The organism is Saccharopolyspora flava (genome assembly GCF_900116135.1).
Lineage (GTDB): Bacteria > Actinomycetota > Actinomycetes > Mycobacteriales > Pseudonocardiaceae > Saccharopolyspora > Saccharopolyspora flava.
The window spans coordinates 340398-355019 of record NZ_FOZX01000003.1 but is presented as its reverse complement, the minus strand read 5'-3'; the positions used below and the strand labels follow the sequence as shown (position 1 = coordinate 355019).

The 14622-nt window shown below is 73.0% G+C and carries 1 protein-coding gene (cut by a window edge); it reads left to right on the top strand.

Features of this window, described 5'->3' with window-relative positions:
- Window positions 1–14622 carry the 3' portion of an SDR family NAD(P)-dependent oxidoreductase gene (locus BM424_RS29450; protein WP_425442009.1) on the top strand. Its footprint begins 5259 nt before the window's first position, so only the last 14622 of its 19881 coding nucleotides appear in the window; the start codon falls outside the window, past its left edge; the stop codon is at window positions 14620–14622.

Here is a 14622-nt window from a genome sequence, read left to right as displayed (position 1 = left end):
GACCGCGGCTGGGAGCACGACCCGCTCGCCTCCGGCGCCACCTCAGAAGGCGGATTCCTCGACGGTGCCGCCGAGTTCGACCCCGGCTTCTTCGGGATTTCGCCGCGCGAGGCGGTGGCGATGGACCCGCAGCAGCGCCAGCTGCTGGAGGTCGCGTGGGAGGCCGTCGAGCGCACCGGCATCGACGCCGCCGGGCTGCGCGGCAGCGACACCGGCGTGTTCATCGGCACCAACGGCCAGGACTACACCAACCTGGTGCTCCGCTCCCGCGAGGAGATCATGGGGCACTCCAGCACCGGCCTGGCCGCCGCCGTCATCTCCGGGCGCCTGTCCTACGCCTTCGGGCTGGAAGGGCCCGCGCTGACCGTCGACACCGCCTGCTCGTCGTCGCTGGTGGCGCTGCACCTGGCGGCCCGGTCGCTGCGTGCGGGCGAGTCGTCGCTGGCGCTGGTCGGCGGTGTGACCGTGATGTCCACGCCGATGAACTTCGCCGGGTTCAACGCCCAGGGCGGTCTGGCGGCCGACGCCCGCTGCCGGGCGTTCTCCGACGACACCGGCGGCACCGGCTGGTCCGAGGGCGTGGGCGTGCTGGTGGTGGAGCGCCGCTCCGACGCCGAACGGCGCGGTCACCGGATCCTCGCCACCGTGCGCGGCACCGCGGTCAACCAGGACGGTGCCTCCAACGGGCTCACCGCCCCCAACGGGCCCGCGCAGCAGCGGGTGATCCGGCAGGCCCTGGCCAACGCCGGCCTCGAGCCGTCCGATGTGGACGCAGTGGAGGCGCACGGCACCGGGACGACCTTGGGTGATCCGATCGAGGCGCAGGCGCTCATCGCCACCTACGGGCGCGACCGGGAGCACCCGCTGCTGCTCGGCGCGGTCAAGTCGAACCTCGGGCACACGCAGGCCGCGGCCGGTGTCGCCGGGGTGATCAAGATGGTGCTGGCGATGCAGCACGGGGTCGTGCCGAAGACGCTGCACGTCACCGAACCGTCCTCGCACGTCGACTGGTCCGCCGGCGCCGTCGAGCTGGCCACCGAGGCCACGCCGTGGGTGGAGCTGGACCGGCCGCGCCGCAGCGGCGTGTCCTCGTTCGGCCTGTCCGGCACCAACGCGCACGTGATCCTGGAATCGGTCAGCGAGCCCGACACCGTCGAGCAGCAGCCCGACGGTCCGGTTCCGCTGCTGGTCAGCGCCAAGTCCGAGGCCGCCCTCGACGCCCAGCTCGACCGCGTCCGCGCGCTCGACGGCAACCCGCTCGACATCGGCCACTCGCTGTTCGCCCACCGCAGCACCTTCGAGCACCGCTCGGTCCTGCTCGACGACCTGGAGATCGCCAGGGGAGTCGCCACCGACCACACCCCGGCATTCCTGTTCTCCGGCCAGGGCTCCCAACGCCTGGGCATGGGCCGTGAGCTGTACGCCCGCTTCCCGGTCTTCGCACAGGCGCTGGACGAGGTCCTGTCCCACTTGGACTCGTCGGTCCGAGAGGTGATGTGGGGCGAAGACGAGGCTGCCCTCAACCAAACGGGTGTCGCGCAACCGGCCCTGTTCGCCATCGAGGTCGCCCTCTATCGCTTGATCGAGTCCTTCGGAGTCCGCCCCCGCTATCTCGCAGGTCACTCGATCGGTGAGGTGGCCGCAGCCCACGTCGCTGGCGTGTTGTCCCTCCAGGACGCGTGCACGTTAATCACGGCCCGAGCCTCGTTGATGCAGGCCCTGCCCTCAGGTGGGGTCATGGTCGCGGTTCGTGCGACCGAGTCCGATGTCCTGCCGTACCTAACGGGTGATCTTCCCGGGGTCAAAAACTCCCAAATTCGGGGGGACGAATACCGGAGTATTCGACCCGCCGAAAACTCCGGTATTCGACCCCACGAAAATGGCAATTCTCGAACGGGTGTCATCTCTTTGGCTGCGGTCAACGGCCCGGAGTCGGTCGTGTTGGCCGGGGACGAGGACGCCGTTCTTGAGGTCGCGAGTAAGTGGGAGTTCAAGCGGCTCAGCGTGTCTCATGCTTTCCACTCGGCGCTCATGGAGCCGATGCTGGAGGAGTTCCGGGCCGTTGTTGAGGGCCTGTCGTTCCGGGAGCCTCGGGTTCCGGTGCAGGTTCGGGGGGATGTGACCGAGGCTGAGTTCTGGGTGCGGCATGTTCGGGAGGCTGTGCGGTTCCACGACAACGTGGAGGCGTTGCGGGAGGCCGGGGCGAGCTCGTTCCTGGAGATCGGGCCCGGTGGCGTGCTGTCGGCGATGGTCGACGGGGCGATCCCCGCGCTGCGGAAGGACCGGGACGAGCGGACCGCGCTGCTGACCGCGCTGGCGCGGCTGCACGTCAGCGGTGTCGACGTCGACTGGTCGACGATGTTCGCGGGCGGCCGGTCCGTCGACCTGCCCACCTACCCGTTCCAGCACGAGCGCTTCTGGCCCGAGCTCGCCGACCCCGCGACGACCAGTGCCGACCCCGCCGACCAGGCGTTCTGGGAGGCCGTGCAGCGGGAGGACCTGGACTCCATCGCGGCGACCCTGGACCTCGACGACGAGACCGTCGCCGCCGTCGTGCCCGCTCTGTCGGCCTGGCGGAGCCGCCGCCGGGCGCGCACCGAGGTGGACTCCTGGCGGCACCGCGAGACCTGGCGGCCGCTCACCGGCCTGCCCACCGCCCGGCCCGGAACGCACCTGGTCGTGGTGCCCCGGCACCTCGCCGACGACCCGCGCGCGCTGGCCGTGGTCGGGGCGCTCGACTCCGCCGTCACCTGCGAGGTCGATGCCCTCGACCGAGCCCACCTGGCCGAGCGGATCGGCGCCGCGCAGACCGGGTTCACCGGCGTCGTGTCGCTGCTGGCCCTGGACGATCCCGGCGACCTGACACCGGTTCTCGGCACCACCGCTCTCGTGCAGGCCCTCGGCGAGGTCGGCATCACGGCCCCGCTGTGGACGTTGACCAGCGGAGCCGTGTCGGTCGGCCGCTCGGACGCGGAACTCAGCCCGTGGCAGGCCGCGGTGTGGGGCGTCGGCCGGGTCGCCGCGCTCGAACACCCCCGCCGCTGGGGCGGTCTGGTCGACCTGCCCGAGCAGCCCCTCGACGAGCGCGCCGCCGCGCGCCTCGCCTCGATCCTCGACGGCGGCTCCGGGGAGGACCAGGTCGCCCTCCGCGAGGGCGGCGCCTTCGGCCGCCGGATCGTGCAGGCCCCCGAGGGCGGCCTCACCGAGCAGGCCGAATGGGAACCGTCGGGCACCGTCGTCATCACCGGCGGCACCGGCGCGCTCGGCCGCCACGTGGCCCGCGACGTCGCCCGCCGCGGAGCCCGGCACGTCGTGCTGCTGAGCCGAAGCGGCCCCGACGCGCCGGGCGCGGCCGAGCTGAGCGAGGAACTCCGCGAGACCGGTACCGAGGTCTCGGTCGTGGCCTGCGACGCCGCCGACCGCACCGCGCTCGGACAGGTCCTGTCCGGGTTGTCCGAGGTCACCGCCGTGGTGCACGCGGCGGGCGTGCTCGACGACGGGTTCCTGGAAGGTCTCACGCCCGAGCGGTTCGACGAGGTCGTCCGCGCCAAGGCCGAGTCCGCGCTGCTGCTCGACGAGCTCACCCGCGACCTCGATCTCGCGGCGTTCGTGCTGTTCGCCTCGGTCACCGGCGCCGTCGGCAGCCCCTCGCAGAGCACCTACGCCGCCGCGAACGCGGTGCTGGACGCCGTCGCGCACCGCAGGCACGCTGCCGGGCTTCCCGCGACCTCGATCTCCTGGGGCGCCTGGACCGGCGATGGCATGGCGTCGAGGACCGGTGCCGCCGAGGAGATCCGCCGGCTCGGCGCCTCCACGCTGGACCCCGAGCTCGCGCTGTCGGCGCTGCGCCGCGCGGTCGCCGAGGCGAGCCCCGCGATGATCGTCGCCGACCTCAACCGCCCGCGCGTGCTCGGCGCGCTGCTGAGCCTGCGCCGCAGCCCGGTGCTCGCCGAGCTGCCCGAGGCGCGGGACGTGCTGGCCAGGCTGGATTCGGCCGACGACAGCGAGGAACGCGGCGCCGAACTGCGCGGGCAGCTGCGCGGCACGCACCCCGGCGACCGCGTCGAGGTGCTGCTGGACCTCGTGCTCACCCACGCCGCCGCCGCGCTCGGGCACGCCGACAAGGGCGCGATCAGCCCCGACAAGGCCTTCCGCGATTTCGGATTCGACTCGCTGACGGCCGTCGAGCTGCGCAACCGGCTGATCGAGTCCACCGGGCTGGGACTGCCCACCGGGCTCGTCTTCGACCACCCCACGCCGCGCGTCCTCGCCGACCACCTCGTCACCGAACTCCTCGACGACACCGACCTGCCCGCACCCGTCCAGGTCACCGAGGCCGCGCCGCTGAGCGCCGACGACGACATCGCGATCGTCGGCATGGCCTGCCACTACTCCGGCGGCGTCGACTCGCCCGAGGACCTGTGGCGGATGCTGGTGGAGGGCCGGGACGCGATCGGCGACTTCCCGACCGACCGCGGCTGGGACCTGGCGGGCATGACCAGCTCCACCGGCAAGGGCGGATTCCTCACCGGGGTCGCCGACTTCGACCCCGAGTTCTTCGGGATCCCGCCGCGCGAGGCGCTGGCGATGGACCCGCAGCAGCGCCTCCTGCTGGAGACCTCCTGGGAGGCGTTCGAGCGCGCCGGGGTGGACCCGTCGTCGCTGCGCGGCAGCCGGACCGGCGTGTTCGTCGGCACCAACGGGCAGGACTACCAGCAGATCGTCATGGCCGCCAACGAAGACCTGCAGGGCCACGCGAGCACCGGCCTGGCCGCCAGCGTCCTGTCCGGCCGGCTGTCCTACGTGCTGGGGCTGGAGGGGCCGGCGATCACCGTCGACACCGCCTGCTCGTCGGCGCTGGTGTCGCTGCACATGGCGGCTCGGGCGCTGTCCGGCGGCGAGTGCTCGCTGGCGCTGGCCGGGGGTGTGAGCGTGCTGGCCACACCCACCAGCTTCGGCGGTTTCTCGCTGCAGGGCGGCATCGCCGAGGACGGGCGCTGCAAGGCCTTCTCCGACGACGCCGACGGCACCGGCTGGTCCGAGGGCGTCGGAATGCTGGTGCTGGAACGACTTTCGGACGCCGAGCGCAACGGTCACCAGGTGCTGGCGGTGGTGCGCGGTTCGGCGGTCAACCAGGACGGCGCGTCCAACGGCCTCACCGCGCCCAACGGCCCGTCGCAGCAGCGCGTCATCCGCGAAGCGCTCGCCAGCGCCCGGCTGCAACCGTCCGAAGTGGACGTGGTCGAGGCGCACGGCACCGGAACGACCCTGGGTGACCCGATCGAGGCCGAGGCGCTGGTCGCCGCCTACGACCACGACCGGCGGCACCCGCTGCTGATCGGCTCGGTCAAGTCCAACCTGGGTCACTCGCAGGCCGCGGCCGGCGCCTCGGGCGTGATCAAGGTCGTGATGGCGATGCGCAACGGGCTGGTGCCGAAGACGCTGCACGTCACCGAACCGTCCTCGCGCATCGACTGGTCCGGGGGGATCGAGCTGCTCACCGAGCCCGCCGAGTGGCCGGTCGCGGACCGGCCGCGCCGCGCGGGCGTGTCGTCGTTCGGCATGAGCGGCACCAACGCGCACATCATCCTCGAATCCGTCGAGACCCCCGAACCGCCGGTGCGCGAGGAATCGGGTTCGACCCCGTGGCTGGTGAGCGCCCGGACCGAGGAGGCCCTCGACGAGCAGGTCGAGCGGATCCGCCGCGTCGAGGCCGACCCGCTCGACGTCGGCTACACGCTGGCGACCGGCCGCGCGACCTTCGACCACCGCGCGGTGCTGCTCGACGGCACCGAGATCGCCCGAGGCGTCGCCACCGAAGGGCCACTGGCGATGCTGTTCTCCGGCCAAGGCTCGCAACGCCTGGGCATGGGCAGGGAGTTGTACGCCCGCTTCCCGGTCTTCGCCGACGCCCTGGACGAGGCCCTGACCCACCTCGACCCGTCGGTCCGAGAGGTCATGTGGGGCGACGACGCCGACGCCCTCAACCAAACGGGTGTCGCTCAACCGGCCTTGTTCGCGATCGAGGTCGCCCTCTATCGCCTGGTCGAGTCTTTCGGTGTCCGCCCCCGCTACCTCGCTGGTCACTCGATCGGTGAGGTCGCCGCGGCCCATGTAGCGGGCGTGTTGTCCCTCGAAGACGCCTGCACGTTGATCTCGGCCCGAGCCTCGTTGATGCAGGCCCTGCCCACGGGCGGCGCGATGGTCGCGGTCCGCGCCAGTGAGTCCGAGGTGCGGCCGTTCCTGTCGGGTGATGGTGCTGCGGTCAAAAACTCCCAGATTCGGGGGGACGAATACCGGAGTATTCGACCCGCCGAAAACTCCGGTATTCGACCCCACGAAAATGGCAATTCTCGATCGGGTGTCATCTCATTGGCGGCGGTCAACGGACCGGAGTCGGTCGTTCTGGCCGGGGACGAGGACGCCGTGATGGCGGTCGCCAAGAACTGGGAGTTCAAGCGGCTCAGCGTGTCTCATGCTTTCCACTCGGCGTTGATGGAGCCGATGCTTGATGAGTTCCGGGGCGTCGTTGAGGGCCTGTCGTTCCGGGAGCCTCGGGTTCCGGTGCAGGTTCGGGGGGATGTGACCGAGGCTGAGTTCTGGGTGCGGCATGTTCGGGAGGCTGTGCGGTTCCACGACAACGTGGAGGCGTTGCGGGAGGCCGGGGTGAGCCGGTTCCTGGAGGTCGGGCCGGACGGGGTGCTGTCGGCGATGGTGCCCGGGGCCGTGCCGGTGCTGCGGAAGGACCGGGACGAGGAGATCGCCGCGATCACCGCGCTGGCCCGTCTGCACGTCGAGGGCGTGCGGGTCGACTGGGACGCCTGGTTCGCCGGGAGCGGGGCGCGGCTGGTGGACCTGCCGACCTACCCGTTCCAGCACAAGCGGTTGTGGCCCAAGACCTCCGGCACCGGGCGCAGCGACGCGCGGGCCTTCGGGCTCACCCGCGGCGGGCACCCGCTGCTCACCGCCGCTGTCACCGTCGCCGGGACCGAGCAGCTGGTGCTGTCCGGCAGGCTGTCGGTGTCGACGAACCCGTGGCTGGCCGATCACGTCGTCGGCGGCGCGGTGCTGTTCCCCGGCACCGGTTTCCTCGACTTCGCGCTCCGCGCCGGCGACATGGTCGACTGCGATCGGGTGGACGGGCTGAGCATCGTCGTGCCGCTGGTGCTCGGCGAGCGCGACGCCGTCGACGTGCAGGTGCGGGTGCAGGACCCCGACGACAGCGGTCGCCGAGCGGTCAGCATCCACGCCCGGCCCGCCGACACCGAGGAGTGGACCCAGCACGCGAGCGGCACGCTCGTCTCCGGCGCCCACACCGCCGAGCTCGACACCACCGAGTGGCCCCCGAACGGGGCCGAGGAGATCGACCTCGACGGCTTCTACACCAGCCTGCACGAGAGCGGCCTGTCCTACGGCCCGGTGTTCCAGGGCCTCGAGGCCGCCTGGCGGTGCGGCGAGGACGTCTACGTCGAGGTCGCGCTGCCCGACACCATCGACGACGCGGGCTCGTTCGGCGTGCACCCGGCGCTGCTGGACTCGGCGCTGCACGCGATCGGGTTCCTCGACGACGCCGGACAGGGCCTGCCGTTCGCGTGGGACGGGGTGTCGCTGCACGCCATCGGCGCGTCCCGGCTCCGGGTGCGGCTGTCCCGGTCGGGCCGGTCGGGCGTGTCGGTGGCCGCGGTCGACGTCGAGGGCAAGCCGGTGATGTCGGTGTCCTCGCTGGTCGTGCGCACCCCCTCGACCGACGAGCCGGCGTCGGTGAAGCCCGTCGAAGACCCGCTGTACCGGGTCGAGTGGGTTCCGGTGGAGGTCGACGACTCGGTGGAGAGCCCGTCGGCCGACCTCGTCGAGATCACCGGCGGCATGAACCCCGAATCGGCGCACGTCGAGACCAAGCGCGTGCTGGACATGCTCCAGCAGGCCCGCAAGCCCATCGTGTTCGTCACCCGGGGCGCGGTGTCCATCGACGGCGAACCGATCACCGACCTCGGCGCGGCCTCGGTGTGGGGCCTGGTGCGCTCCGCGCAGGCCGAGCAGCCCGGCCGGTTCCAGCTGATCGACCTCGACCCGGACGCGGCCGTCACGCCCGGCATGTTCGGCACCCGCGAACCGCAGCTGGTGGTCCGCGGCGGCGACGCCTACGCGGCGCGGCTGGCCCGGATGGCCACCGACGGCGGTCTGGTGCCGCCGACCGGCGGCTCCTGGCGGCTGGACATCGCCCACCGCGGCAGCCTCGACGACCTCGAACTCACCCCCTGCCCGGAGGTCCGGGAACCGCTGGCCGGGCGGCAGGTCCGGGTCGCGATCCGGGGCGCGGGCATGAACTTCCGCGACGTGCTCAACGCCCTGGGCATGTACCCGGGCGAGGCCGGTCTGCTGGGCAACGAGGCCGCCGGCGTGGTGGTCGACACCGGTCCGGACGTGGCGGACCTGCGGGTCGGCGACCGGGTGTTCGGCATGCTGTCCGGCGGTTTCGGCCCGCTGGGCGTGGTCGACGAGCGGCACCTCGCGCGGGTGCCCGACGACTGGTCGTTCGAGGTCGCGGCCTCGGTGCCGCTGGTGTTCCTCACCGCCTACCACGCGCTGGTCGACCTCGCCGCCGTGCGACCCGGCGAGAAGGTGCTGATCCACGCGGGTGCCGGTGGTGTCGGCATGGCCGCGATCCAGCTCGCCCAGCACCTCGGCGCGGAGGTCTTCGCCACCGCCAGCGAGGGCAAGCAGGACGTGCTGCGCGGCTTCGGCATCCCCGACGACCACATCGCCTCCTCCCGCACCGTCGAGTTCGAGCAGCGCTTCGGGCAGGGCGTGGACGTGGTGCTCAACGCCCTGTCCGGCGAGTTCATCGACGCGTCCCTGCGGTTGCTCGGCGACGGCGGCCGGTTCCTGGAGATGGGCAAGACCGACCTGCGGGACCAGGCGGACCTGCCCGGCATCCGCTACCTGCCCTTCGACCTGGGCTGGGTGGAACCCGAGCGCATCCAGCAGATGCTGGTCGAGCTGCTGGAGCTGTTCGGCCGGGGCGTGCTGGAGCCGCTGCCGATCCGCTCCTGGGACGTGCGGCGGGCCCGCGAGGCGTTCCGGTTCATGAGCCGCGCCAAGCACATCGGCAAGATCGTGCTCACCGTGCCGGAGGGCTGGGACCCCGACGGCACGGTCCTCATCACCGGCGGCACCGGTGGTCTGGGCGCCGAGCTCGCCCGGCACCTCGTGGTCACCCGAGGCGTGCGGCACCTGCTGCTGCTGAGCCGCCGCGGCCCGGACGCCCCGGGTGCCGCGGAGCTGCGCGAGGAGCTCACCGGGCACGGCGCGACCGTGGCGATCGAGGCCTGCGACCTCGCCGACCGCGACGCGCTGGCCGGTGTTCTGTCCGCTGTGGAGCGTCCGCTGACGGCGGTGGTGCACGCCTCCGGCGTGCTCGACGACGGCGCGATCGGCTCGCTCACCCACGAGCGGCTGGAGAAGGTCATCAAGCCCAAGGCCGACGCCGCCTGGCACCTGCACGAGCTCACCCGCGACCAGGACCTGGCCGCGTTCATCCTGTACTCGTCGGTGTCGGGTCTGCTCGGCACGCCCGGCCAGGGCAACTACGCCGCGGGCAACAGCTTCCTCGACGCGCTGGCCTCGCACCGCCGCGACCTGGGGCTGCCCGCGATGTCGCTGGCGTGGAGCGCCTGGGCCTCCTCGCTGGGCATGACCAGCACGATGGACGCCCGGCAGTTGCAACGCTTGGAGCAGTCGGCGCTGCCGCCGCTGCCGATCGAGATCGGCCTGTGGCTGTTCGACCTGGCCACCGGCGTCGACAAGCCGCTGGTGGTGCCCGCGCAGATTAGGACCGGGGCGCTGACCGGGATGCTGCCGCCGATGCTGCAGGGCCTGGTGCGCGGCAGCCGCCGCGTCGCCGCGTCCGGCACCGACGGCGCCGCGGTCGCCTCGCAGCTGCAGAGCGTTCCGCCGGCGCAGCGCGAGCGGGCGCTGGTGGACCTCGTGTGCGGTGAAGCGGCGGCGGTGCTGGGGCACTCGTCGGGCGAGGCCATCGAGGCCGAGCGCGAGTTCCGCCAGCTCGGCTTCGACTCGCTGACCTCGGTGGAGCTGGGCAACCGGCTCGGCACGGCCACGGGCCTGACGCTGCCCGCGACGCTGGTCTTCGACTACCCGACACCGCTGGAGATGGCCGAGTTCCTGCTCGGCGAGCTCTTCGGTGCCGACGTCGAAGCCGTCGACGAGCCGCTGACCGGCCTCGACGTCCGCGACGACCCGATCGCGATCGTCGGGCTCAGCTGCCGCTTCCCGGGCGGCGCCGACACGCCGGAGGCGCTGTGGGAGCTGCTGACCGAGGGCCGCGACGCGATCGGCCCGTTCCCCACCGACCGCGGCTGGGACCTGGACTCGCTCTCCGGTGACGGGCCCGGCAACAGCGCCACCGACTGCGGTGGGTTCATCTCCGGCATCGCCGACTTCGACCCCGCGTTCTTCGGGATCTCGCCGCGCGAGGCCGTCTCGATGGATCCGCACCAGCGGTTGACGCTGGAGCTGTCCTGGGAGGCGCTGGAGCGCGCCGGCATCGACCCGGTGTCGCTGCGCGGCAGCCGCACCGGCGTGTTCGTCGGTGCCAGCGGCCAGGACTACGCCCACCTGGTGCTCGGTTCGGAGCTGAGCATGGCCGGGTACTCGGGCACCGGTACCTCGCCGAGCATCATCTCCGGCCGCCTGTCCTACGTGCTCGGGCTGGAGGGCCCGGCGATGACCATCGACACCGCCTGCTCGTCGGCGCTGGTGGCGCTGCACGTGGCGATGCAGGCGCTGCGCAACGGCGAGTGCTCGCTGGCGCTGGCCGGTGGTGTGCAGCTGATGTCGACGCCGGGCGCGTTCATGGAGTTCACCCAGCAGGGCGGGCTCGCGTTCGACGGCCGCTGCAAGCCGTTCTCCGACACCGCCGACGGCACCGCCTGGTCGGAGGGCATCGGCGTGCTGGTCGTCGAGCGGTTGTCCGACGCGCGGCGCAACGGCCACGAGGTGCTGGCGGTGCTGCGGGGCAGCGCCGTCAACCAGGACGGCGCCTCCAACGGGCTGACCGCGCCGAACGGGCCGTCGCAGCAGCGGGTCATCCGGCAGGCGCTGGCCAGCGCCGGTCTGGAGTCGTCCGATGTGGACGCCGTCGAAGCCCACGGCACCGGAACGACTTTGGGTGATCCGATCGAGGCGCAGGCGCTGCTGGCGACCTACGGTCAGGATCGGGAGCGGCCGTTGCTGCTGGGGTCGGTGAAGTCGAACCTCGGGCACACGCAGGCCGCGGCCGGTGCCGCCGGGGTCATCAAGATGGTGATGGCCCTGCGGCACGGCGTGCTGCCGCGGACGCTGCACGTCACCGAACCGTCCACGCACGTCGACTGGTCGGCGGGCGACATCGAGCTGCTCACCGACGCCACCGAGTGGCCCTCGGCGCAGCGGCCCGCGCGCGCCGGGGTGTCGTCGTTCGGCATCAGCGGCACCAACGCGCACGTCATCCTCGAACGCGCCCCCGAACTCGAGGAGGTCGCCGAGGAACGGCGGCCGGTCGCGGCGCCGTGGGTGGTGTCGGCCAAGACGCCGGAAGCCCTCGACGACCAGATCGAACGCCTCCGGGCCGTCGAGCACGACCCGGTCGACGTGGGCGCCTCGCTGCTGCGCCGCTCGGCGTTCGAGCACCGGGCGGTGCTGCTCGACGGTCGCGAGATCGCCAGGGGAGAGGCCCGTCGCCGCTCGGTGGCGGTGCTGTTCTCCGGGCAGGGATCGCAGCGCCTCGGCATGGGACGCGAGCTCTACCAGCGGTTCCCGGTGTTCGCCGACGCCCTCGACGCCGTGCTGGCCGAGCTCGACGACGGTCTGCGCGAGGTCATCTGGGGCACCGACGCCGACGCCCTCGACAGCACCGGGCGCACCCAGCCCGCGCTGTTCGCCGTCGAGGTCGCGCTGCACCGGCTCGCCGAATCCTGGGGCGTGACACCGGAATTCGTCGGCGGCCACTCCATCGGCGAGATCACCGCGGCGCACGTCGCCGGGGTGCTGTCGCTGACCGACGCCTGCCGGCTGGTCACGGCCCGGGCCCGCCTGATGCAGGCGCTGCCCGCCGGCGGCGCGATGGTCGCCGTCCAGGCCACCGAGGACGAGGTGACGCCGCACCTGAGCGACGAGGTCGCGATCGGTGCGATCAACGCCGCCGACTCCGTGGTGCTCTCCGGCGCCGAGCCCGCCGTGCTGGCGGTCGCGGAGCGCTTCGCCGAGCAGGGCCGCCGCACCCGGCAGCTGCCGGTCTCGCACGCGTTCCACTCGCCGCTGGTGGAACCGGTGCTGGACGAGTTCCGCGCGGTCGTCGCGGAACTGGACTTCGGCGCACCGCAGATCCCGGTCGTGTCCAACCTCAGCGGACGCCTCGCCTCGCCCGAAGAGCTGGCCTCGCCGGAGTACTGGGTGCGGCACGTCCGCGAGCCGGTGCGCTTCGCCGACGGCGTCGCCGCGCTGCGGGAAGCGGGTGCCGACGCGTTCCTGGAGGTCGGCCCGGACGGCGTGCTCTCCGCCCTGGTCGACGGGTGCGTGCCGATGCTGCGCCGGGACCGCGACGAGGAGACGTGCGCGGTGACCGCGCTGGCCCGGCTGTTCGTCACCGGCGTGCGCGTCGACTGGGAGCGGCTGTTCACCGGCTCCGGCGCGCGGCGGGTGCCGCTGCCGACCTACCCGTTCCAGCACGAGCGCTTCTGGCCGACTCCGCTGGAGAAGAACGCTGCGGCGCAACGGGATTCGCTGCTGAACCTGGACTGGGTGCCCGCCGGGACCCCGGTCGCGGGCGAGGAGACCCGGTGGGCGGTGCTCGGCGACGACGTGCTCGGGGCCGCCGTGGCGCTGGACAAGGCCGGGCACCAGGTCGTGGCCGCCTCCGCGCTCGCGGCGATCGCCGACGACGAGGTCCCCGACGTCGTGCTGGTGCCGCTGGTAGGCGAGACCACCGGTGCCCGCGCCGCGCACGAGATGGCGGCAGCGGTGCTGCGGCTGCTGCAGGAGTGGTCGGCCGACGACCGGTTCACCCGCAGCCGCCTGGTGTTCGCCACCCGGGGCGCGGTCGGCGGCGACGACCTCGGCGCCGCGACCGCGTGGGGCCTGGTGCGCTCGGCCCAGTCCGAGAACCCCGGCACGTTCCTGCTGGTCGACCTCGACGAGCCGGACGCGCTGCCGCTGGTGCCGGGACTGCTCGACTCCGGCGAGACCCAGGTGCTGCTGCGCGGCGGAACACCGCTGGTCGGCAGGCTCGACCGGCTCACCGACCGCGCGGAACCCCGCGACTGGGATCCCGAGGGCGCGGTGCTCATCACCGGCGGCACCGGTGGTCTGGGCGCCGAGCTCGCCCGGCACCTGGTCACCGAGCGCGGCGTGCGGCATCTGCTGCTGGCGTCCCGCAGCGGCCCGGACGCCGTGGGAGCGGCCGAACTCCGCGACGAGCTCGCCGAGCACGGCGCCGAGGTCGCGCTCGCGGCCTGCGACTTCGCCGACCGCGAGGCCGTGGACCGGCTCGTGTCCGGTCTGGACCGCCCGCTGACGGCGGTGGTGCACGCAGCGGGCGTCCTCGACGACGGCATCGTCTCGTCGCTGACACCGGAACGGCTGGAGACCGTGCTGCGGCCGAAGGTCGACGGCGCGTGGAACCTGCACGAGGCCACCCGCGAGCACGACCTGGCGGCGTTCGTCCTCTACTCGTCGATCGCCGGGGTCATCGGCTCCGCCGGGCAGGGCAACTACGCGGCCGCCAACGCCTTCCTCGACGCCCTCGCCGAGCACCGCCGGGCGCGGGGACTGGTCGCGACCTCGCTGGCCTGGGGCCCGTGGACCGAATCCGTCGGCATGACCGGCGGTTTGGCCGACGGCGCGGCCGAGCGGATCGGGCGGTCCGACATGCCTCCGCTGTCGGTCGCTCAGGGCCTGGCCCTGTTCGACCAGGCCACCGGCCGGGACGAGGCGCTGCTGGTCGCCGCCCGCATCGTCGGCGGACGCAGCGACGGGCCGGTGTCGGCCGTGCTGCGCGGGCTGATCAGCGGTCCCGAACCCGCGGCCCAGCCCGAGGTCGACCTGGCGAGCAGCCTCGCCGGGCTCGACCCCGACGAGCGGCTGCGGCACCTGGTGGGTCTGGTGCGCGGGCACGCCGCCGGGGTGCTCGGCCACGCCTCACCGGAGGCCGTCGACCCGGACAAGGAGTTCCGCCAGGTCGGGTTCGACTCGCTGACCGCGGTCGAGCTGCGCAACAGCCTGTCGGCCGCGTGCGGCGTGAAACTGCCCTCGACGCTGGTGTTCGACCACCCGACACCCGCCGAGCTCGCCGCGTTCCTCGCCGAGGAGCTCTTCGGCGCCGAAGCCGACCCGGTGGACGTCCTGCTCGGCGAGCTCGACCGGCTGGAATCCCTGCTGGCCGCCAGCGACCCGGAGCAGCGGGCGCGCTCGGGCGCCTCGGCCCGGCTGCGCAACCTGCTGTCCCAGTACGGCGGGACGGCTGCGGGCACCGAGGAGGTCGCGGTCGCCGACCGGATCCAGGCGGCCAGCGCCGACGAGGTCCTGGCGTTCATCGACAACGAGCTCGGCCGCGACGCCGAGCGCTGA